The organism is Synechocystis sp. PCC 7509 (assembly GCF_000332075.2).
Classification (GTDB): Bacteria; Cyanobacteriota; Cyanobacteriia; order Cyanobacteriales; family Chroococcidiopsidaceae; genus Aliterella.
Genome location: NZ_ALVU02000001.1, coordinates 1,417,969 through 1,439,585 on the forward strand (window position 1 = coordinate 1,417,969; position 21,617 = coordinate 1,439,585).

General features: G+C 42.0%; 22 protein-coding genes and 1 tRNA gene. 11 read left to right on the forward strand and 12 right to left on the reverse strand.

Annotated elements, in window-relative coordinates:
- Positions 1 to 5: 5 nt before the first annotated feature.
- The 3 genes from SYN7509_RS0207220 to SYN7509_RS0207230 form a co-directional block, all read right to left on the reverse strand.
- Positions 6 to 1,355, reverse strand: coding sequence for a dihydrolipoyl dehydrogenase family protein (locus SYN7509_RS0207220; protein ID WP_009634348.1), 1,350 nt, complete (start codon positions 1,353 to 1,355; stop codon positions 6 to 8).
- Positions 1,356 to 1,414: 59 nt separating this feature from the next.
- Positions 1,415 to 2,446 carry an aldo/keto reductase gene (locus SYN7509_RS0207225; protein WP_009634347.1) on the reverse strand — a complete coding sequence of 344 codons (1,032 nt, stop codon included), beginning with the start codon at positions 2,444 to 2,446 and terminating at the stop codon, positions 1,415 to 1,417.
- Positions 2,447 to 2,575: 129 nt separating this feature from the next.
- Complete coding sequence (locus SYN7509_RS0207230; RefSeq protein WP_009634346.1) at positions 2,576 to 4,675, reverse strand: catalase; 2,100 nt, start codon at positions 4,673 to 4,675, stop codon at positions 2,576 to 2,578.
- Between the two features lie 283 nt (positions 4,676 to 4,958).
- Between SYN7509_RS0207230 and SYN7509_RS0207235 the strand changes: the two genes are divergently transcribed.
- The 4 genes from SYN7509_RS0207235 to SYN7509_RS25340 all read left to right on the forward strand — a co-directional run bounded on the left by SYN7509_RS0207235 (position 4,959) and on the right by SYN7509_RS25340 (position 6,195).
- Entirely contained in the window at positions 4,959 to 5,171 is a 213-nt protein-coding gene (locus SYN7509_RS0207235; RefSeq protein WP_009634345.1) for a hypothetical protein, read from the forward strand.
- 48 nt (positions 5,172 to 5,219) lie between these two features.
- The gene (locus tag SYN7509_RS0207240) at positions 5,220 to 5,408 is read left to right on the forward strand and encodes a DUF6888 family protein (protein ID WP_009634344.1); all 189 of its coding nucleotides are present in this window, start codon (positions 5,220 to 5,222) and stop codon (positions 5,406 to 5,408) included.
- Positions 5,395 to 5,613 carry a DUF6887 family protein gene (locus SYN7509_RS0207245; protein WP_009634343.1) on the forward strand — a complete coding sequence of 73 codons (219 nt, stop codon included), beginning with the start codon at positions 5,395 to 5,397 and terminating at the stop codon, positions 5,611 to 5,613. The genes SYN7509_RS0207240 and SYN7509_RS0207245 overlap by 14 nt, the downstream gene beginning before the upstream one ends.
- 210 nt (positions 5,614 to 5,823) lie before the next feature.
- Complete coding sequence (locus SYN7509_RS25340) at positions 5,824 to 6,195, forward strand: hypothetical protein (RefSeq protein WP_009634342.1); 372 nt, start codon at positions 5,824 to 5,826, stop codon at positions 6,193 to 6,195.
- Between the two features lie 16 nt (positions 6,196 to 6,211).
- Here the strand turns inward: SYN7509_RS25340 and cobJ are convergent, their stop codons facing one another.
- Entirely contained in the window at positions 6,212 to 8,020 is a 1,809-nt protein-coding gene (cobJ, locus tag SYN7509_RS25345) for a precorrin-3B C(17)-methyltransferase (RefSeq protein WP_009634341.1), read from the reverse strand.
- 77 nt (positions 8,021 to 8,097) lie between these two features.
- Entirely contained in the window at positions 8,098 to 9,663 is a 1,566-nt protein-coding gene (locus SYN7509_RS0207260; protein WP_009634340.1) for an NAD(P)H-quinone oxidoreductase subunit N, read from the reverse strand.
- A gap of 227 nt (positions 9,664 to 9,890) precedes the next feature.
- Between SYN7509_RS0207260 and blaOXA the strand changes: the two genes are divergently transcribed.
- Positions 9,891 to 10,727 (forward strand): class D beta-lactamase, encoded by an 837-nt coding sequence (gene blaOXA, locus SYN7509_RS0207265; RefSeq protein WP_009634339.1) that lies wholly within the window; start codon positions 9,891 to 9,893, stop codon positions 10,725 to 10,727.
- A gap of 39 nt (positions 10,728 to 10,766) precedes the next feature.
- On the opposite strand, the gene SYN7509_RS0207270 is transcribed toward blaOXA, so the two are convergent.
- Entirely contained in the window at positions 10,767 to 12,011 is a 1,245-nt protein-coding gene (locus SYN7509_RS0207270; protein ID WP_009634338.1) for a class I SAM-dependent methyltransferase, read from the reverse strand.
- Positions 12,012 to 12,132: 121 nt separating this feature from the next.
- Here SYN7509_RS0207270 and gor point away from each other — a divergent pair, with 121 nt between their 5' ends.
- The 3 genes from gor to SYN7509_RS0207285 are packed head-to-tail and all read left to right on the forward strand — an operon-like array spanning position 12,133 to position 15,282.
- Positions 12,133 to 13,509, forward strand: a complete 1,377-nt coding sequence (gene gor / locus SYN7509_RS0207275) for a glutathione-disulfide reductase (protein ID WP_009634337.1) — start codon at positions 12,133 to 12,135, stop codon at positions 13,507 to 13,509.
- A 3-nt stretch (positions 13,510 to 13,512) separates the two neighbouring features.
- Entirely contained in the window at positions 13,513 to 14,145 is a 633-nt protein-coding gene (locus tag SYN7509_RS0207280) for a YqiA/YcfP family alpha/beta fold hydrolase (RefSeq protein WP_009634336.1), read from the forward strand.
- A 6-nt stretch (positions 14,146 to 14,151) separates the two neighbouring features.
- Positions 14,152 to 15,282: a histidinol-phosphate transaminase gene (locus tag SYN7509_RS0207285; protein ID WP_009634334.1), complete on the forward strand. Its 1,131-nt coding sequence runs from the start codon at positions 14,152 to 14,154 to the stop codon at positions 15,280 to 15,282.
- A 25-nt stretch (positions 15,283 to 15,307) separates the two neighbouring features.
- Here SYN7509_RS0207285 and SYN7509_RS0207290 read toward each other — a convergent pair whose 3' ends face one another.
- Both SYN7509_RS0207290 and SYN7509_RS0207295 read right to left on the reverse strand, forming a co-directional pair.
- Positions 15,308 to 15,889 carry a hypothetical protein gene (locus tag SYN7509_RS0207290; protein WP_009634333.1) on the reverse strand — a complete coding sequence of 194 codons (582 nt, stop codon included), beginning with the start codon at positions 15,887 to 15,889 and terminating at the stop codon, positions 15,308 to 15,310.
- A gap of 364 nt (positions 15,890 to 16,253) precedes the next feature.
- Positions 16,254 to 16,862, reverse strand: a complete 609-nt coding sequence (locus SYN7509_RS0207295; RefSeq protein WP_009634330.1) for a GNAT family N-acetyltransferase — start codon at positions 16,860 to 16,862, stop codon at positions 16,254 to 16,256.
- A 140-nt stretch (positions 16,863 to 17,002) separates the two neighbouring features.
- Between SYN7509_RS0207295 and SYN7509_RS0207300 the strand changes: the two genes are divergently transcribed.
- A tRNA-Gly gene (locus SYN7509_RS0207300) sits at positions 17,003 to 17,073 on the forward strand.
- 95 nt (positions 17,074 to 17,168) lie between these two features.
- On the opposite strand, the gene SYN7509_RS0207305 is transcribed toward SYN7509_RS0207300, so the two are convergent.
- The 4 genes from SYN7509_RS0207305 to SYN7509_RS0207320 form a co-directional block, all read right to left on the reverse strand.
- Complete coding sequence (locus tag SYN7509_RS0207305; protein ID WP_009634329.1) at positions 17,169 to 17,546, reverse strand: hypothetical protein; 378 nt, start codon at positions 17,544 to 17,546, stop codon at positions 17,169 to 17,171.
- 191 nt (positions 17,547 to 17,737) lie between these two features.
- Positions 17,738 to 18,034 carry a hypothetical protein gene (locus SYN7509_RS0207310; protein WP_009634328.1) on the reverse strand — a complete coding sequence of 99 codons (297 nt, stop codon included), beginning with the start codon at positions 18,032 to 18,034 and terminating at the stop codon, positions 17,738 to 17,740.
- 40 nt (positions 18,035 to 18,074) lie between these two features.
- Complete coding sequence (locus tag SYN7509_RS0207315; protein ID WP_009634327.1) at positions 18,075 to 19,121, reverse strand: ABC transporter permease; 1,047 nt, start codon at positions 19,119 to 19,121, stop codon at positions 18,075 to 18,077.
- Positions 19,122 to 19,141: 20 nt separating this feature from the next.
- A complete protein-coding gene (locus tag SYN7509_RS0207320; RefSeq protein WP_009634326.1) occupies positions 19,142 to 19,660 on the reverse strand; it encodes an adenine phosphoribosyltransferase in 519 nt (172 codons plus the stop codon).
- 368 nt (positions 19,661 to 20,028) lie between these two features.
- Here SYN7509_RS0207320 and SYN7509_RS0207325 point away from each other — a divergent pair, with 368 nt between their 5' ends.
- Together SYN7509_RS0207325 and SYN7509_RS25350 are read left to right on the forward strand one after the other, a co-directional pair.
- Positions 20,029 to 20,640 (forward strand): DUF3038 domain-containing protein, encoded by a 612-nt coding sequence (locus SYN7509_RS0207325; protein ID WP_009634325.1) that lies wholly within the window; start codon positions 20,029 to 20,031, stop codon positions 20,638 to 20,640.
- The gene (locus SYN7509_RS25350) at positions 20,637 to 21,575 is read left to right on the forward strand and encodes a DUF4335 domain-containing protein (protein WP_009634324.1); all 939 of its coding nucleotides are present in this window, start codon (positions 20,637 to 20,639) and stop codon (positions 21,573 to 21,575) included. Before SYN7509_RS0207325 ends, SYN7509_RS25350 begins: the two co-directional genes overlap by 4 nt.
- The last annotated feature ends 42 nt before the right edge of the window (positions 21,576 to 21,617 follow it).

Consider the following 21,617-nt stretch of genomic DNA (forward strand, 5'->3'; position numbering starts at 1 on the left):
TCATTTTAGTGTTGGTACAACCGCGCTAGACTTGGTAGTGCTTCTCCATAGGTGGGATGAATATGGACAGATTGCTCTAATAACTGCCATGTCGCGCCTGCTTCTATAAGGTCTAGAAACACATGAACGATCTCCGCCGCTTCGTAGCCGACTAAGGTTGCACCTAATATTTTATCAGTATCGCTATCGATAACCATACGATAAAAGCCTAAATCGTGTCCCCACTCAATTGCTCTAGCAATTTCTGACATGGGTAAGGTGACGCTACGGGTATTAATGCCTTTTTGTTGCGCTTGTTCGAGGGTCATTCCCACTCGTCCAACTTGCGGCTCTGTATAGATAGCATAACCGAGAGTGCGATCGCTCTTATTTCTATCTTCCTGTGCCAAAATTGCTTTCAAGCGGCGGTAGTCTTCCCAAGAAACATGAGTAAAAGCAGGTTGTCCCGCCACATCGCCAATGGCATAAATACCATTGCAAGTAGTAGCAAAGTAATTGTCAATTTTAATGTAATTGCGATCGCTTAATTCTATTCCTGTAGCTGCTACATTTAATGCTTGAGTATTTGGCTTGCGTCCTGTGGCTACAAGTAAAGCTTCGGCTGGCAAGGTTTCTCCATTATTAAGCGTGACTGTAAATACTCCGTCTGTATAAGCGACTTGTTTAACTTCGGCGTTGAAATGGAGCTTAATACCGTCTTGTTCCATTGCTTGAGCTAAAGTTTGGCTAACTTCAGCTTCTTCATTATTTAGAAGGCGACTTCCTCTGACAATTATCTGCGTTTGGCTACCTAAACGAGCAATTCCTTGTCCCAACTCCAAGCCAATATAACCGCCGCCAATTACTATTAGACGCTTTGGTAATGCTTCAAGGTCGAAAAAGTTGCGGTTTGTTAAATAAGGTGTCCCCGCCAAACCAGGAATAGAGGGAACTAAAGCTGATGTACCAGTATTAATTACAATTGTTGGTGCTTGAACAACAAAATCGCCACCCTTTACAGTTTTTTCGCCAATAAATGATGCTTCAGCAAATACTACTTCCACCCCAGCATCTTCTAAACGTTTATGAATGCCTTGCTTGAAACTGTCGCGGATACTGCGAACTCGTTGCATTACCGCCGGGAAATCAACGCTAACTTGAGCATGGATACCGAGCTTTTCCGCTTGTTTTGCCCTACCTGCGGCATGAGCCGCCGCTAAAAATGCTTTAGAAGGCGTACAACCATAATTAATGCAACTACCCCCCAAAACATCACGCTCAAACAATACTACACGCTTACCTTCCTTGGCAAAATCTGTCGCTAACGGAATCCCACCTTGACCGCTACCAATTACGATTAAATCCACGCTTTCCATTAGCTACCTTTTGTGTTGGATATTTGCGTCTTGCTTTTGCATCTAATTATAAGTAACTGCTACCCCAGCCATTCGGGGTTTTTGGCGGTGCTGTCAAATTGATCTGTAGTTTTAAATAATTCGTATTGACCGTTTGCTGCTGCTAATCGCGTTTTATTTAATAACGCTTGCACCTGTGCTTGGCTCATCGGCTGAAAGGTGCGGACTGCTTCAAGGGCTTGATCCAAAATTTGCATACTCTCAAAGCCAGTAATTACTGTTGATGTCGGCAAATTCATCGCGTAATGCAGACATTCAATTGGTTTAACGGTATTGCTCTTAAGAATATATTTGTCGCCCATCGATTTCATTCCTAATACCCCAATTTGATTTTTGACCAAAATGGGGAGAACTTGCTTTTCAAAGCTTCTAAAATGAGCATCCATGACATTTAAAGGCATCTGCACGGTATCAAAACGAAAGTTGTTTTGGGCAGCAACTTCCAGCATCCGCAGATGAACTAACGGGTCTTTATGCCCTGTAAAACCTATGTAACGAATCTTACCTGCTTTTTGCGCCTCAACTACAGCCTCCATTGCACCACCAGGAGCAAATATGCGATCGGCATCTTCCATACGGATGATTTCGTGGTGTTGTAATAAGTCAATGCGATCGCTCTGCAACCGTTTTAGCGATTCATTAATCTGCTTTGTGGCTTCGGCTTTAGTGCGACCATCAATTTTGGTCATTACAAAGGCTTTATCTCTGTAGCTGCCTTGCAACGCCTTACCCATGCGAATTTCGCTGCCGCCGTTGTGGTAATCCCAGGAGTTGTCCATAAAGTTGATGCCGCGATCAATGGCACTGCGGATCAGCCTAATACCATCTTGTTCGCTGGGTGGTCTTCCGATGTGATGTCCCCCCAAACCAATTACAGATACTTGTTCGCCCGTGCGCCCTAAAGTTCTGTATAACATCTCGCCTTTTTTAATTTGAGTTGGTTTTACTTGGGCGAATGCTGGTTCAATAATTTCTTTAGAAGCTGCGAGTCCTGCGGCAATCAACCCTGATGTAGTAGCAGCTTTTAACAAATCCCGTCTGCTGAACTCCATAAATATCTCCTAACAAAGTAATACTCAAAACATTGTCAAAACGAGCCACCAAATATAGTAGACTGCTGATAATTTAGACCTGTGGAGTGTCAGTTACTCCACAGGTCTACAAGTTAAAAACTAAGCTGATTAGGCTGGAACTTTATCTTTTTGTTCGCGCATCCAGAAACGATGCTGGGCGATCGCTTCTACAAAGGTTTTAGCAAAATCTTTTGGGTCAGAACTGGTTTTTGCCGTTACAACTCCTTTATCGTTCTGCATGGAGCTATCAGAGATTTGTACACCTTTGATGTTAGAGTTTTGTACTAACTCTACTCCTTCAGACATTGCCGCAATTGGCTTGCAGTGTCTAAACGCTTCATTGATAAAGTGAATTGCATCGCCTTGATTGAGCAAAGCTTCGATACTCGCAGCGCCACCGGGAACATAAATCGCATCAAACAGCACTGAGGCACTGGTTAGGAAGGTTTTATCAACCTTGATTTCCTCACCTTGGACGCTCTTAATCATGCCTTTAAATTTCGATACAATCTCCGATTCAACTCCCGCGTCTTTCAAGATAGTTTTCACGGCGGTTATTTGCTCACCATTTACGCCATCGGTTGCCAGAATTGCTACTTTGCGACCTTTAGCCGTTTTAGTAGTATTTTCTTGACTGAGCGCTGCTGAACTTTTACCATGATTTTCGCTTACGGCTTGCGTAGGTGCAGGGATACCAATACCCATAGCGACTTTTTTTGCTAATTCATGGTCTACATGATTAAACAAATCTACCATCCGTTCGCGCACGCCTTTATCTTCTACTTTGCCAAGCTCAAAATGAGCCGCTTCTACAGCGTGTTCTTTTTCTGGCATCGATAGACTGTTGTAGAACAAAGTTGCTTGGGTGAAATGGTCTTTAAAGCTAGGACTGCGTTCTCTAACTTTGTGACCTTCTACGCGCTCTTGGTAGTGGACAAAACCTTCTGTTGGCGATGGTGCAGGTTGTCCTTGTCCTAGAGAATTGGGGGAGTAATTAACCTTGCTAGTGGGAATCTGCATTTGCATTCTGCCGTCCCGTTGGTTGTTGTGGAAGGGACACAGAGATTTATTGATGGGTAACTCTGCAAAGTTGGCACTTCCCAAACGGTGCAGTTGCGTATCGTGGTAAGACATCAAACGACCTTGTAACAAAGGATCGTTACTAAAGTCAATACCAGGAACTACATTACTTGGTTGGAAAGCTACTTGCTCAGTTTCGGCGAAGAAGTTATCGGGGTTGCGGTTTAGAACCATTTTCCCAATAGGACGCACGGGTACGAGTTCTTCGGGAATTAGCTTTGTCGGGTCAAGAATATCAAAATCAAACTTGTGTTCGTCTTCTTCAGCAATAATTTGTACCCCTAATTCGTATTCGGGAAAATTGCCTTTTTCGATGGATTCCCACAAATCACGGCGATTGAAATCTGGGTCTTTTCCGCCGACTTTTTGAGTTTCGTCAAACGCCATTGAATGTACGCCTAGCAATGGTTTCCAGTGGAATTTAACAAAGCTGGCTTTTCCTTGTTCGTTGACAAAACGGAAAGTATGGATACCAAAACCTTGCATAACGCGGAAGTTGCGGGGTAAAGTGCGATCGCTCAGTATCCACATAATCATGTGCATTGATTCGGGCGTCAGCGAAATAAAGTCCCAAAAATTATCGTGAGCCGCCGCCGCTTGGGGCATTTCGTTGTGTGGTTCTGGTTTAATGGCATGGACTAAATCGGGAAACTTAATCGCGTCTTGAATAAAGAAGACGGGGATATTGTTCCCCACCATGTCGTAGTTGCCATCTTCGGTGTAAAATTTCACCGCAAAGCCGCGCACGTCGCGCACCGTATCCGCCGAACCGCGAAAACCGACAACGGTTGAAAAGCGCACAAATACAGGAGTTTGTACCGATGGATTGCTCAAAAACTTAGCTTTGGTATATTCCGCCATAGATTCGTAAGGCTGGAAATAGCCATGAGCGCCCGAACCACGCGCGTGAACTACTCGTTCGGGGATGCGTTCGCGGTCAAAATGGGTAAGTTTTTCTCTAAAATGAAAGTCCTCAATTAATGTTGGCCCACGTGAACCAGCTTTGAGAGAATTATCAGTATCGCTAACTTTTACCCCTTGATTGGTGGTCATGGTTTCGCCACCATCAACGCGGTACTGGTCTAAATCTTGATTTTTGGCGCTGTCGTTGCTGTGCTGCTCGGTCATAAAATCGCTTTTTCTGTGGTGTAGTTAATTGTCACGTTGGCAAAACCCAACGATTTACGCGCATCAGTAGCAAAACCGTCTGCATGACTTTTCTAGTCTAGGTCGCCGGACATGGGGGTTATTTACCTCTTTAGATAGACTCTGAGCAATGCTAGGAAAAATAAGTCTTTAAGTTATTGAACTTCTAATAATTGAGGTTAGCCAAAAATAAATTATGAGAGTATTACTTTGGGGTAGTTATAGAAGTGCTACGCTTGCTAGATGAGGGTTAAGAGGGTTTTCCATGCCAATTACTGCACAAGAAGTCTATAACCAAGTCGTTCGGACATTGCCATCAACAGAGCAGCTACGTTTAGCAAACCTGATTCTCAATGAATTAGTCGAGCAAAATATATCGGATAGCGATACTTGGACAGAGCGAGATCGATTCGATACTATGAACTTTTCGTTACAGCACTTTGCGATACTATTTCCTGAAGATGAAGCTCGTTGTTGAATTTACATCGCTTGTTAAAATAGCTAATAGGTGGAGTGAGCGATCAAAGTGCCTACTGCTGCTCAATTAGAGACTTTATATCGTGTCGGCTATCAACTGACTTATATCATGCTTCAGCCCATACATCTCATTTGTGTTGATAATCGGACTCGTAACGTTTATGTATTGGCTGGATACTATGAAGAAATTGAGTTCCAAATTTTACCTAATGGGGAGTTTGCCAATGAGCCGAGCTAACTATGATGCAATGACCAAAGCTGAATTAAAGCAATATTTTCTTAAGCATCGTGGCGATCGCGCAGCGTTACAAGCATACTTAGATAGAATCAATCAGCGTCCGCTCAAAATTATTGCAAGTCCCGGCGATCCTGATTTTGACGAGAAAATCCGAGCAGCGATTCGCCAAAAACTCGAAAATGGTATAAGTAGCGATCGACCGTAGTCTAAAAAGTCAAATACCGCAGAAGATTATGCAAGTTACTTAAATTTATTGACGATAGTAGTTGAGAAGCAGTTAAATATAGGCGATCGTTCCGTTTAGAGGAAAAGACTTAGCCAAAGCTTTATATTAATCACCGTAGTAGCGCGGAGGCATTAGAAGTAGCTCAAGCTGAGAATAGGTGAGTAATACACCGATTTATTTACTTCTAAAATGTCAAAACTACTAACAATAGCTGTATCAGCATTAAGCTTGATTTCTATTATTACAATACCTCAAGCTGCAAGAGCCGCCGTTTCTTGCGAATCGAATACAGCTAGTAATTACTCAAATGGCTCATTAGCGAGTTGTGTTTTGAGTGTTGAGGCGAATATTGGCTTAAGTAACAACTACTTTGCTTGCAAACAAAAAGAATCTATTTCTTTTGATGAAAAAGGACAATTTAAAAGTTGTACCCTTGCGCGCAATCTTCAAATTAGAACGGGAAACAAAGTTACCAATTGCCTTGCTGACGGCAGAGTAGATGTAAGTATTGCCAGCACTGGTATTCAATCGGTTAGTTGTTCCCGAATTGCTGCAAATTAATTGAAAACCGCGATTTCTACAATTTAACAGAAGCAACGGAATCGCCAAAACCAAGATAACCGCGCGGTGTAATCATCCAATTATTATGAGTGCGAGTAGTTTGATTGCCAATTAATACTGTAGTTAACATATCAACATTAGTATCGAGCAACTTATCTAAAGTAGTTAAAGTAATTTGCTCATCTGGGCGATAGGCAGAACGAACGATCGCAACGGGAGTATTTGGATCGCGGTATTGTAAGAAAATAGCCGTTGCTGTGGCTAATTGTTGGGTACGAGTTTGCGACTTAGGATTGTACAAAGCTGTAATAAAATCGGCTTGAGCGGCGGCTATTAAGCGTTTTTCGATGGTTTCCCAAGGTGTCAGTAAGTCGCTTAAACTAATGGCACAAAAATCGTGCATTAAGGGCGTACCCACGCGAGAAGCAGCAGCTTGTAAAGCACTAATTCCCGGAAATAACTGCACGCTGGGGGTTTTTCCATCCCAGTTAGCGGCTTGCAATTGTTCCATAACTATTCCCGCCATTCCATAAATACCGCTATCGCCAGAAGATACTACAGCCACCGTTAAACCCCAATTGGCAAGCTCTATAGCGCGTTCAGCCCGTTGGCGTTCTTGGGTAATGGGCATTGCTTCAATAATTTGCTCAGGTTGTAATAAAGGGGCAATTAAGTCTATATACAACGAATAGCCAATAACTACATCAGCAGATGCGATCGCAATTTTTGCTGCTGGAGTAATTTGATCTAATTGTCCTGGGCCCGTTCCAATTAATAATAATTTGCCTGTACGCCCAGTATATTCTTGCTTTGATTGCGCGATCGCAATTGTTACCGCACCAACGGATTTAAAAATCTGTTTAGTAACTAACAAGGTTTGACTACTAGAAGCACTCAAAGCGGCGGCTTCGGCAACGCTGGGCGTGCCAACTTCCGATTTAACGATGTTTGAAGGGTTGGGGACAGTAACGGCGCTTAAAACTTCTTTAGTAAAGGTAATTAAAGGTAAATCTCGTTCTTGACATAGTTCTAACAAGCCCACTTCATCAGCTTTTATATCAATAGTTGCAATGGCTGCGATCGCACTTTCGGCTAACTTATACTCTAAAAATACCTTTGTAATAGCCTTTGCGATCGTTTCCTTTGTTGTGCCACGTTCGCAGCCAATCCCCACCCACAAAACTTGTGGATGCCATTGGATTTGAGGATAATCTAATTTATCTACATTACGAGCAGTTATATATATTTTGGCTTGAGGTGTGGGGGAATCTTTAAAACTATAGGCTTTTTGCCACAAGTTAGAACCTGCTTCCTGAATGACTTGTACCGATTCACCCCTTGCTACTACCGCACTTACACCCGTCCAATCGCCGCCACCACGTCGCCAACCAAAGGGAACGCCTAACATATCTACGGCGGGAAGCCCCAAAGAGGCGGAAACCCCTGTTAATACTGGAGTTGCACCGATTAGTTGAGCAATTAGAGTTGTTAACTTATCCGCGCCGCCTTGATGTCCGCCACACAAACTAATAACAAATTTACCTGTTTCATCTACTACTATCACTGCCGGATCGGTAGATTTATGCTGCAATAAAGGAGCAATTAACCTTACTACCGCTCCTGTTGCTAAACAAAATACAATTGCTGCTTGGGTTTCCCACAAACTCGCTACATGAGTTTTTAAATCTCCCCTATAGGTTTGCGCTTGGGCAATATTTGTTATAGATTCGGGAATCCAAAGCTGTGCGCCGATATTAGAGCAGATTGGCTGTAAAGTTTTGGTAGCATTGGGGGTAAGTGCGATCGCAGCTATCAATTGAGTCATCAAAATACCTAATCCATAAATAAAGGGCGCACAACTTAGGTACGCCCCTAAAATAATTATCCTTAATAGTTAAAAATTTACTCCGCCGCTTCCCTCAAATCAGTTGCAGCTTGAGCAGTTTTTAAAGTGCTAACAATCGAAGGTTGTAATATTGGCGTATTAGCCACAGAATTATTAGCCAAGGTAAACAACGGATTAGACAAAATTCCCGCCAAAGAAGTCGCCACCAAAGTCAAAATTAAACACACTTGAAGTGGGCGCATTCCGGGCAAATCCCAGCGAATTTCGGGATAATTCTTCACTGATTCCGACATTTCTTGAGGTTCTTTCACTACCATCATCCGCACTACGCGAATGTAATAGTAAATCGAAACTACCGTAGTGACAAGTCCTAGCAATACTAACCAATATTCCCCAGCTTGCCAACCAGCCCAAAACAGGTAAATTTTGCCAAAAAAGCCAGCCAGTGGCGGAATCCCACCCAAGGACAGCAAGCAAATACTTAAACCCAACGTTAAAAGCGGATCTTTTTGGTATAAACCAGAGTATTCGCTAATTTGGTCAGTTCCCGTGCGTAAAGAAAAGAGAATCACGCAGCAGAAGCCGCCCAAATTCATAAATAGGTAAATTAGCAGGTAAAACACCATGCTAGAGTAACCAGCTTCTGTCCCTGCAATCAAGCCAATCATTACAAAGCCCGCTTGAGCAATGGAAGAATAAGCCAGCATCCGCTTCATGCTAGTTTGAGCAAGGGCGACAACATTACCTAAAATCATACTAAGTACAGCAAGGGCGGTAAATACAAATTGCCACTCGGCGGTAATAAGCGGAAAAGCCGTTGTTAGCAAACGAATTGCTAAAGCAAAACCCGCAGCTTTTGAACCTACCGATAAAAAAGCAATAACTGGAGTCGGTGCGCCTTCGTAAACGTCGGGTGTCCACTGGTGGAAAGGTGCAGCAGAGATTTTAAAGCCAATTCCGGCAATTACAAATACTAAAGCAATTAGCAACCCTAAAGATTGTTCGCCGTTAATATTGGGAATATTAGCCGCGATGATATCTAACTGAGTTTCTCCCCCCGAAAGTCCGTACAGTAAGGAAACTCCATACAAAAATACCGCCGTACTTGAAGCGCCAATTAGCAAGTATTTTAAAGCCGCTTCATTAGATCGCGGATCGCGCTTAGTGTAACCTGTCATTAAGTACGATGAGATACTCAGGGTTTCTAGGGAAATGAAAATCATGACAAGTTCATTTGCTCCCGAAAGAAACATTCCCCCCAAAGTCGCACTCAGCATAATTGTGATAAATTCTGCCAAAGCCGTACCCGATTGCTCGATATAGCGAATCGACATCAAAATTGTCACGGCGGTGGTTAAAGCAATCATCCCGCGAAACACAATACTTAAGTCATCGCTATTAAATGCACCCAAAAAACCAATAGGGTTGGGATTATCCCACTGTAAGTATAGAGCAGCGATCGCACTCAATAATCCCGCGATCGCACCGTAGGGAATCCAACGCGCAGCACTGCGCCCCCCAATTAAGTCACCGACTAAAACCGCCAGAAGGGTAGCAATAATTATCCCTTCAGGCAAAATTGTCCCAGCGTTCAACTGGGCTGCAAGCGTGGCAAAATCCATACTTTGTATAGGCTGCCGTTATTAGGCATAAAAACTAACCGTGTTCATTGTATTGTTTCTCAAACGGATTAGGATGTTTTTTTAATTTTGATTTTTAATGTTTATCCTCAAAGTTTCCGATTTTACTATTCGCAACGATGAAAAATTCTTGCCTCATCCTCCAGAGGAACAATTTTAAATACTGCTAGTTCTAGTTAGCAAAATTGTTTTTTAGGGGATCAAGTCAAATGTCTTTACGCCTTAAGTGCAGCATTTTTGCCGTTTTAAGCCTTACTTTTATACCGTCGGCTGGAGCAGATACTGTAGCTAATCAAAGTTTAGTCCAGCAAAAACAAGTCAACTGGCAAGAACGACCTGATTTTGGTAAATACTTCCAGCAAGCGGGTGTTAAAGGTACTTTTTTACTATACGACCTTAAGAAAAATCAGTATCTAGTTTACAACGCCAAAAGAGCAAATACCCGTTATGTTCCCGCCTCTACCTTCAAAATTTTCAACTCGCTAGTGGCGCTAGACACGGGTGTAGTAAAAGACGAAAATGAGATTATTAAATGGGATGGTGTGAAAAGAGTAATTCCCCAGTGGAATCAAAATCACACCATGAAAACTGCAATTAAAGTCTCCGCCGTCTGGTTTTATCAGGAACTAGCTAGACGCATTGGCGAAAAACGAATGCAGAAGTATATTAATTTAACTAACTATGGCAATCGAGATATTGGCGGCGGAATCGATAAGTTTTGGTTGCAGGGAGATTTAGGCATCACTCCTAAAGAGCAAATAGATTTTTTAGTCAAGTTGCATAATAATAACTTGCCTTTTTCCCCTAGAGCGATCGCTATTGTCAAAAATATTATCATTGCCGAGAAAACCGAAGATTATGTACTGCGTGGTAAAACAGGCTTGCAGTCACAAGTAGGCTGGTATGTAGGCTATATAGAACGAGACGGTAACACCTACTTTTTTGCTACGCAACTAGACGTTATCAAAGAACAAGATATTAAAGCCAGACTCGAAATTACCAGAAGTATTTTAAAGAACATGGGATTGCTCCCCAAAACCCCTTAAATCCCTACTGGGTATGAGCAAAGGCTGCTGAAAGATTGATTATCTATTTGCAGTTAGCGCCGCCTGAGTGGAAAACGTCAAAGGAGTATCAAATCTCCATTGCTTCCCTTGATAAAACAAACATTGGTAAACCTGCATTCCACCGTACCTAAACCCCGCCTCAAATGATTGCAAATAAAGATCCCACATCCGCAAAAACCGCTCGTCGTAAATGGGAGAAAGCGCAGAAATTTTGCTTCTATTGATAATAAAATTATTTCTCCAATGTCTGAGAGTTTCCGCATAATGAGGCTTCAAACTTTCACAATGGGCTACAGATAACTTGGCTGTCATTAATTCCCGCGTTATCTCGTGGAGTTGCGGTACATACGCCCCTGGAAAAATATATTTATCAACCCAAGCACCGTTTCTTTGAGTGCTATTTGTCCCAACAGTATGTAATAAACCAATTCCATTAGGTTTTAAAAACTTTGCTGTGGCTTGCATAAAGGTGGAAAAATTACCTTTGCCAACGTGTTCAAACATTCCAATGCTGACAAACTTATCGTATTGCCCTTGTATTTCCCGGTAATCTTTGACGATAATTTGAATGCGATCGCTTAATCCCTTCTCCTCAATTCTTTCAATGGCTAACTTTGCCTGTTCCCCACTCAGCGTAATTCCTGTACCTTTTACACCATAATGCTCGACGGCATAAATTAGCATTCCTCCCCAACCACAACCAATATCAATAAGGGATTCTCCTGGTTTTAAGGCAAGTTTGCGACAAATTAATTCGTACTTTTGCAACTGCATCTGTTCTAAAGAGTCAGTTTCGCGCTGACGATAACCACAGGAATAAGTTAAAGTTGGGTCGAGAAAGTGCTGATAAAAATCGTTGCCTAAGTCGTAGTGGTGTTGAACGTTTTTACGGCTGTTTTGAATCAAAATCGGCATTGTCCGCAAGCGTTGGGTGACAACTTTGATAATTAAAGGCAGTGTTAAAATACTTCGCGCTTTTGTATACACACCATTAGTATGAAACAAACCGATTAATTCACTGAGGCGGCTTTCTTCTTCATCCCACCAACCTTCCATGTAAGCCTCGCAAAACCCCATCGCCCCAAAACTCAACACGCGATCATAAGTATTTTGGTTATGTACGATTAGATGTAGTGAAACCGTTGAATTGCGATCGCCAAAATTAAATTCTTGCCCTTGGGGGTTAGTTACTTTGAGATAACCTACTTTAATTAAGCTGAAAAGCTGATATAGATAACGCTCTCCACTAGGTAGATTCTGCATAAATCCTTCCTTTGCTAATTTTTAATCGAAATTGATGCCCCAATTGCCCTTTATCCTACAACAGCAAGGAATGCCGAATGTTAAATTGAACGTAAGTGCAGCATAAAGGACGCAATAAGTCATGACGTTTGATTACGATCTGTTTGTAATTGGGGCGGGTTCTGGGGGGCTGGCAGCCTCAAAACGAGCCGCTAGTTATGGGGCAAAAGTAGCGATCGCCGAGCAAGATTTGGTAGGCGGTACTTGTGTAATTCGTGGCTGCATTCCCAAAAAACTCATGGTTTATAGTTCCCACTTTCCCCAATTATTTGATGCGGCGGCGGGTTATGGTTGGCAAGTAGGCGAACGTAAATTAGATTGGCAGCATTTAGTTGGCGTTATCGATAAAGAAGTAAATCGTTTATCCCACTTGCATATCGGCTTTCTTGAAAGAGCAGGGGTGGAACTTATTCCCCACCGCGCCACCATTATCGATCCTCATACGGTAGAAGTTGACGGGCGCAAAGTTACAACTGATAAAATTTTAATTGCTGTCGGCGGTCGTCCCATAAAACCGGATATACCCGGTATGGAGTATGCCATTACCTCTAATGAAATGTTCCATCTCAAAGAGCAACCAAAACATATTGCTATTGTTGGTGCTGGCTATATCGGGGTAGAATTTGCTTCAATTATGCGCGGCTTGGGCTGCGAAGTAACGCAAATTATGCGTAAAGATTTAATTTTGTACGGATTTGATAAAGATATTCGCCACGAGATTCAAAATGGGATGACTCATCACGGCATTAAGTTTCTAACTAATACCCTAGTCACACAGATAGAAAAAGTTGATAAGGGCTTAAAGTTAACTTTGTCAGGCGCAGGGGAAGAATCAATAACTGCTGATGTTTTTCTGGCTGCAACGGGGCGCGATCCTTATGTAGAGGGACTAGGCTTAGAAAATACTGGAGTTGATGTTATTTCTACTCCTGCCGATGGTCTAGGTTATAGTACCCGCAGCGCGATCGCCGTTAACGAATTTAGCCAAACTTCTGAACCTAATATCTTTGCTGTGGGCGATTGTACCGATAGAATTAATCTTACTCCTGTAGCCATTGGCGAAGGGAGAGCTTTTGCAGATACAGAGTTTGGCAACAATAAACGATCTCTTAGTCATCAAAACGTCCCATCAGCAGTATTTTCTACCCCTGAAGCCGCCACGGTGGGGATGAGCGAAGAAGATGCCCAAGCAGAATATGGCGATGATGTAACTTGTTACCGCGCTCGCTTTCGTCCCTTATTTCATAGCCTCACTGGACTAGATGAAAAAACTTTAGTCAAGCTAGTAGTAGACAATAAAACCGATAAAGTTTTAGGCGCTCACATGGTGGGCGAAAATTCTGCGGAGGTAATTCAAGGGATGGCGATCGCGATTAATATGGGGGCGACCAAAAAAGACTTTGATGCTACCGTTGGGATTCATCCCTCTACGGCAGAAGAATTCGTTACCCTACGTTAAACATTGGATTACATTTATCTTCATGGCTTCGCTTCTAGTCCCAATTCTGCCAAAGCCAAGTATTTTCACTCCGCTTTTGCAGAATTATCTATTGATTTAAAAACCCCCAACTTAAATCAAGGGAATTTTTCTCAATTGACGATTACGCGCCAAATAGAGCAGATAAAAGCAGAGTTTCCCCCATCTCCTACCCCTGTAACCTTAATTGGCTCAAGTTTGGGCGGTTTAACGGCGGCTTGGATAGCCGAAACCTCATTGCAAGTTCAAAGGTTGGTTTTACTCGCGCCAGCCTTTGAATTTTTGTCCCACTGGCTACCACAATTGGCAGAAGCCAAGCTAAAACAATGGCAGGACGAGCAATATTTAATGGTCTATCACTATGGGGAGAAGCGATCGCTACCATTGAGTTACAATTTTGTTTTGGATGCTGCTAATTACCAAGATGATCGGTTATTGCGCCCCATTCCTACGTTAATTTTGCATGGTTGTGACGATGAAGTTATCCCCATCGCCGCCAGCCGTAATTATGCGTCTTCTCGCCCTTGGGTACAGCTAATTGAACTTAATAGCGATCATGCTTTAGCGGACGTAAGCCGCCAATGGCAACAAATTAAAAGTTTTATCCAAATTTCCTAAATATCTATGCTTCCTTTTATTCGTTCCGACTTAGACAAGCTTCGCGCCTACAAGCCTCATCCTGGTAGCAATACAAGCCAAAGCATCGATCGCCTAGATACCAATGAATCCCCCTACAACTTGCCTAGCGAACTCAAGCAAAAGCTAGCTTGGACGTATCAAGAAGTAATCGAGAGTAATCGCTACCCTGATGCTGGACACGATGAATTAAAAGCAAAAATTGCCGAATATGTCAACCAATCAGCCCATACTAATATTACTGGTGCTAATATCTCTGTTGGCAATGGCTCTGATGAAATTATCCGCTCTGTACTTATAGCAACTTGTGTAGGCAATGAAGGCTCAATTCTAGTTGCCAATCCTACGTTTGGAGTGTACGCGATTTTTGCTCAAACTTTGGGTATTCCTGTAGTTAGTGTAGAGCGATCGCCTATCAACTTTGAAATGGATTTAGCCGCCGCCCAAAATGCGATTACTCAAACCCAACACCCAGCAATACGAGTTGTTTTTGTTGTTCATCCCAATTCCCCCACCGGAAACGCTTTAACTACAGATGAATTAGTTTGGCTGCAAAGCTTACCAGAGCATATTTTAGTAGTAATTGACGAGGCTTATTTTGAATTTAGTCAAAACACCGTTGTCAGCCAACTAGCCGCGCGTCCTAACTGGCTGGTGTTAAGGACATTTTCTAAAGCGTTTAGATTAGCCGCTCATCGTGTCGGTTATGCTATTGGACACCCAGAAATAATTGCCGCCTTAGAAAAAATCCGTTTACCTTACAATTTACCGACTTTCTCTATCGCTGCCGCTTTGGTTGCTCTCCAGCATCAGCAGCTATTATTAAACGTAATTCCCCACTTAATAGCCGAACGGGTCAAATTGACTCACAATCTAGCTCAACATCCAAGCTTGCAAGTTTGGGAAAGTGCTGCTAATTTTATTTATCTGCGACTCAAAACTGACTTTCCCCAATCCGTTGACCTTTTGCATCTCATCCACGAGCAATTACAAGCCAGTGGTACTTTAGTTCGTCATATTAGCGGCGGATTAAGAATTACCGTAGGTAGCCCAGAGGAAAACCAGCGCACTTTAAACCACCTCCAAGCCGCTTTATCCCCTCTTATTCCTATTTCCTGATAGATTCATCAAAAATTTGTTCGTCTTACCGGTTAAAACTTCGATAAGAACGGCGTACTGCACTCACTGTTTGCGGTAACACGCCTACTAACAATGCAAAAGCTTCATCGGGCAATTGTGCTACTGTTTCTGCATCAAAATACTGTTCAAATTGTTCTAAAATCTTTTGCACTCGTTGCTGTGGGATTGGCTTTTCAGTAATTTGTTTCATCAAGCGAATCCACTGTCGCCTAATCAAATAGGCTTTTTGCCTATCCTCATGAGAATTGGGAGACAATAAAGAGAGATTGCCAACGGGCAGTGCTAACTTACAATCAAAATCGTAAATATTTCCTACGGCTGCTCCTGGCCCTGCAAATTCAGCATGAAAACCTTTGTAGAGAATCAATCCGTTTCGACGACGACTATTGACCTCTAGCAATTGTCCACTATGAAGCATTTTTACTATTTCTGGGGCATTTTTTTCTTCACTGGAATTTGTCATTTCACTAGCACCCAAAGAACTAGCGACACAAATACCTTTGGCAGCTAAATCAACTAATCCTACCGTTTTTTGATAGTGCTGATTATTTTCGCTATCCATCTGTTTTTCTGTAAGTTTAGGCATGATGAACAGCCATAAAGAAAATCAGAACTTTTAATTTTCTAGCATCGTCTTAGACAACTATCTAATTAGTAAAAAAGATTAGTCATTAAACGTGATAACCATTCCATTTTATTGTATTTAGTCAAACTAAATGGTTAAATTTTAAAGTCTTAATAAAGATTGGTTACAGATACTGTAAACCTTTTGTGAAGCGACTAAGTTCTCTCTCAAAATAGCAATTATTTGTAATTTTAAAGTTAATAAGTTTACGTAAGCAAATAAAAGCCAGTGTAAATAGATTGACATTGAACAACTCTAGAACAACGATGTAATTTTTTAGATAAATTCATGGTTTTGGGCGTGATCCCACAAAGGCGATCGCGCATTAAGGCAAATGTTTGTGTAGCAATATTTGCTGCGGTCTTCCCAGTATACGGTTGCTCCAACTACCATCAATTTGATGCAATTGATAACCTAGCTTGAAATATAACTGTCGAGCTTGATAGTTATTTTCCAAGACGTGAAGATAAATATCATGAAACCCCCAATCTAAAACTACTCGTTCGCAACTTAGCAATAGTTGTAACGCAACTCCCTGACGGCGGCTGCTGGAACGTACTGCCAAATTTGATAAATACGGATAGCGCAAGTAGTTACCCCCCCAAGGAATGCTACTCGGACGCACGGCTATTTCTAAAGTGCCAACTAAAAGCTCTCCACTACTACAAAATTTTTCTGCTGTTTCTATAGCTGTACCATTTACCGCCACTAAGCAAACATGATGAAAAGCGCCAGTATGCAAGCGATTCCTCACGTCTTCGTAGATTCCCAAACGCAGCAAAGGATATGCCCACCCTAGCATTCCTACTTTAGAGTGAAAACTATCGGCAAGAATTTCAGCAATGGCGCTCACGTCTTCAAGTTGAGCCGCCCGAATTTGCAAGTAGGAATTAGATTGACGATCTTCTGCTGGCTGACGATCGGTGGAAGACAAGGGTTTTAAAAAATAATATATACCGTCAATATCCTAAACGATTTTTGCAACTGCTATTGTCAGACCTTGAGCGCCCCAAAAATATGCGGCTAAACCGTTATTTTTTTAGCAAAGTATGTTATGATGGTAATTCTGCAATTGCGGGCGTAGTTTAGTGGTAAAACCTTAGCCTTCCAAGCTAATGATGCGAGTTCGATTCTCGCCGCCCGCTTTAAATAAATATCCCCACTGTTGTAACAATGGGGCAATACTAAAATATTTAACCGCACTAGCGATCGCCAAGATAATTTGAATTATCTACAGCGCTTAATTTTTATCTTTTCTACCTGTAATCGCTTCTAGAAAATTCTTTGATTTGTCTTCAACGGAAATAGCATCTTGAGAGTTTTCTGGACGACTCATTTGGTCAAAATCAGCAGCTCCCTGAATTTCGTTTAAACCTTGATTGGCTTTATTTTTGGTTTCTGCTTGAGAATAAGGATCTTTTAAAACTGCTTTTTGAGCTTCTTTCTCAATACTTTGAAGATTAGCTTCGCCTTGTTGCAATGAAGATTTGCCGCTAGTAGGATTTACCGGATCGGCAAAGGCTGGAAAAGTATTTGAAAGCAATAATAAGGCGCAAACACAAGCAGCTACTAAAAAACGAACTGGACGTAGTGTAGATAAATTAAAACGGACACGCATACCAATTTTCTCCTAGTGATAGCAATTATTATTCAGATTTTTATTGAGCTACTATTGGCTATTTGTTAACATGGTAAAACTCAGCAAAAACCCGAACTACTATTTGTATTAGATTAAATTGTTGCTTTCAATACATCTACATCAAGACAGATATTTTTCGGCTAATTTTTGAGATTTAGTTATAAAAACAGTCAATTTTTCGCCAAAAAATCAACTTTTGGTAATAGTGGGTCTTGAACAATTCCGACACCTTTAAACCCCCATCTTTGCAGCAAATTTCCTAATTGATTGCCAGAAATTGTTTCTACAGCAAAGCTTTCGCGAACATCAAAGCCATGAGTATTCAAGTAACTTAAAGCATCAAAGCTTTCATTAAACATCAGTAGGTATTGAGTGTTTTTATCGGCGCTTGGGCGATCTCCAGAGCGAGCAACTAGATAGCTGCCGTCAGCTTTAGAGCGAAGCAGATAATAGACTTGCGAGAACATATCATACCAAAAATTAAGTTGCTTGCTATTTTTTAAATTGTTAATTAATGTTTTCTAAACGAATGCGAGGATCGACACCTTTGAGCAGCAAATCTGCAAGTAAATTACCCACAATTAGCATTACAGCACCCATAACCAAGCTTGCCATAACTACATAAAGGTCTTGAGCAGTTACGGCTTGCAAAATCAATCTTCCTAAACCTGGCCAATTAAAGAAAAATTCCGCAATAAACGCCCCACTTAACAAACTTGCTAATTCAAACCCCAAAAGCGTAATCAAAGGATTAATCGCATTTCGCAGCGCATGAACGTAGATTACCCGATTTTCCGGCAATCCTTTAGCTCTGGCAGTTTGAATGTAGTCTTGGCGTAATACATCCAATAATTCACCGCGAGTTATGCGTTGTAGCCCTGCAAAGCTAGTAATACTTAAAGCAATCGTCGGCAAAATCATATGCCAACCAATATCTAAAACTTTACCCACGGGGGATAAATCATCGTGGTTAATGCTCGTCATATCTCCGACTGGAAACAATGGCGAGATATTTTGCGCCAAAATTAACAGTAATAAAGCGGTGATAAAACTAGGGAAACCTTGCCCAGTGTAGCTAATAACCTGGAGAATGCGGTCTATAGGACGATTTTGCTTCACGGCGGCGACAATCCCTAGAGGAATTGCGATCGCCCAAGTGACAATTAATGAGGAGATAGCAAGTAATAATGTAGGTGGTATGCGCTCCCACAATAGCGATGCGACAGAACGCTGATAGACAAAACTCTGTCCAAAATTACCTTTACTAACTACTTGCCACAGCCAGCGTTTGTACTGTTCTATCCAAGGTAAACCCAAACCAAATTGAACGCGCAGTTCCTCAATTCGCTCTGGGGAAATCTTGGGATTAGTCTTTAACGTACTTAAATAATCTCCCGGTGCTAACTGAATAATAAAAAACGATAGCGCCGATGCCAGTAGTAATGTCAATAGCGCCTGCAATACTCGTTTAACTATATAAACAAAAGCCTCGCCCGTAAAAAATTTAGTTAATCTATCTGCCGCCGTCGTTAAAGAAACTTTACTAAAAGTCATAGTTATCTCAGCGATTTTAGCTAGTATTCTATCAACGAGACAATGGGAACTGAGGGCAAGACTTCGCGCCCGCGTAAATCTTTTAGCTCAATAATAAAACCAAAACCTACCAGTTCGCAGCCGATGCGTTGGACTAACTGCGCTGTAGCACTAGCAGTTCCGCCCGTCGCAATCAAATCATCAATAATCAATACCTTACATCCTGGCTTTAAAGCATCTTGATGGACTTCTAAGCAGTCTGTACCGTACTCTAAATCGTATTCCACCGAATGGACTGCACCGGGAAGCTTGCCACGCTTACGGACGGGAATAAACCCTAAAGACAATTTGTAAGCCAAAGGCGCACCGATAATAAAACCCCGCGACTCCATACCGATAATATAATCCGCTTTTAAGCCAAGACTTGCAGTTTTTTCCGCTAAACTGTCGATGGTATAGCGCAATCCTACGGGATTGCTAAGTAGGGTAGTAATATCTCGGAACATAATTCCGGGTTTGGGAAAATCGGGAATATCACGAACCAGTAACTTTAAATCCATAAGGTGGTTGCAGGCAAAAATTCAATAAATTGCGCTCTAAAAATGGAGAGTCACGGGAAAAATCGTACACTATCATAGTTAGATTGTTTTGATAATCGCATTTTTATTGATGCTTATTCCCTGATTTCCTAAATTTTTCCCATCAATAGCAAGATGTGCGAACTTAGATAATTGCCTCCCGGCTCAATTTGCAAAAGAGGAAACCCTTAAATACGTTTAAGAAACTAACGCTGCTTTGTCAATTGAAGTAAAAATTAGTTAATAATCTCGCCAAGGCTGGGAATAATAACTAATTAGTTGGCTTAAATATACTTGTTATTTGGCGAACAGCCTATGCACCCGACCAGTTTGTAAGGAAAAATGCTTTTGTGAGCGTCCAGCCATTAGATACCCCCGTTGAATCATTACCGTTAATTTTAGACAGTTTACCAAATCCATCTGTCGAGGAAAGAGCGTGTCCGCAAAGAACTAGGTTACAACTTGACTTGATTTTATTAGCTATCGAAGCTTTAGAGCTTGGCGGCTCGGAAGCCATTTTAGGATTAGCACGTGAATTGGAACTAACAGATATTATTAAAAATCGCGTCAATTTATGGCGGATGCGGAGTACAAACCCGCTCAGGAGAGCGCATACTCGTCGCCCTTTAAGCATAGTGGAGGCAAAAGCTTTGGCTATTATGGCTTGTTATTTGGCGCGGCGATTAACAGTAGTGATTCGTCAGTTGCTAATTGCTTATCAGCAAATGAGCGACAAGCAAATTCCTTTAGAACAAAATTTACGACTAGCCAGTTATTTAGAGCGGTTTCAAGTTCATTTCAAAAGTCGGATGAATCCTAGACGCTCAGGAGCGATCGCTTATTACAGTAAAGAAAAATCAGACCAACTAGCATTAAGTTTATTAGAACAATTACTATTTTGTACGGGAACATCGGGAATGCAACGGTTTTGGGTTAGTTTGTTTGACGGGGAAGTAGAATGACAATTCAACGCAAGTACAGCTTGCCAAGCTGTGTATTAGTGGTAGAGGGCTTGAACGATATGGGTGCGCCACCTACCGACGGTAGACCAGTATTATCGATGCTTGTCAATGTTGAATGTCATTTTCCTAACTCCCAGCAACCACCATTGAGCGGCGGACGAGAGTTTTTAGAAAGCTTGATAAAATCAGCAAGCAGCTACACTCAGGAGTTTTTGAGTAAAATTCCCCATCGCCAAGCCCAAGAGCGCCAGCCAGAATTAGTACAATTGCAAAAGTTAAACAATCATCAACATCAATTGCTTGTGCGCTCAACCCCCCAAGCAGTCGAACAAGTTAAAATTGATTTAACCACAGTCCAGCTATTTGACTTAGTAGAAGCGGTAGATCAGTTATTGGCAGATAGCCGCACTTTGCCAGACTTATCGCTAAAAATCAGCCCGATTTCTAAGCGTTACGTTACTTCCCGCCAAGATATGGCAAAGCAAGCCGTCCCGGCGACGGTAGGAGTATCTAGTTTAGCAATTGCCGCGATCGCCTTTTTCTTCGTTCCCATCCCCGAAGTGCAGCCACCTAAGCCAGCATTGCAGTCTAGCAGTCAGTCTACTACGACCAAACCAGTACCAGAAATTATCGATCCAGTGCAGTTATCAGCTTTAAATCAGCAACTATATAAGCAGCTAGACTCAGGCTGGAAAACGCGAAACTTGGCGCAAGACTTGACTTATCAAGTGGTGGTATCGCCCACTGGTGCGATCGTCGGTTACAAGGGGCTAGATACAGCTTCTAGCGACCAAATCGACCAAACACCTCTACGCAGCCTACTAACTCCTAGCGGCGCTACGCCAAGCCCAAGCCCTCAACCCATAGCTCAGTACAAAGTAGTGTTTGCTAAAGATAATCAATTGCAAATTACTAATTGGGCAGCAAATAAATAAACTTATTGCCGGGAACTGCAATTCCCGGCAAAATTGTTAATT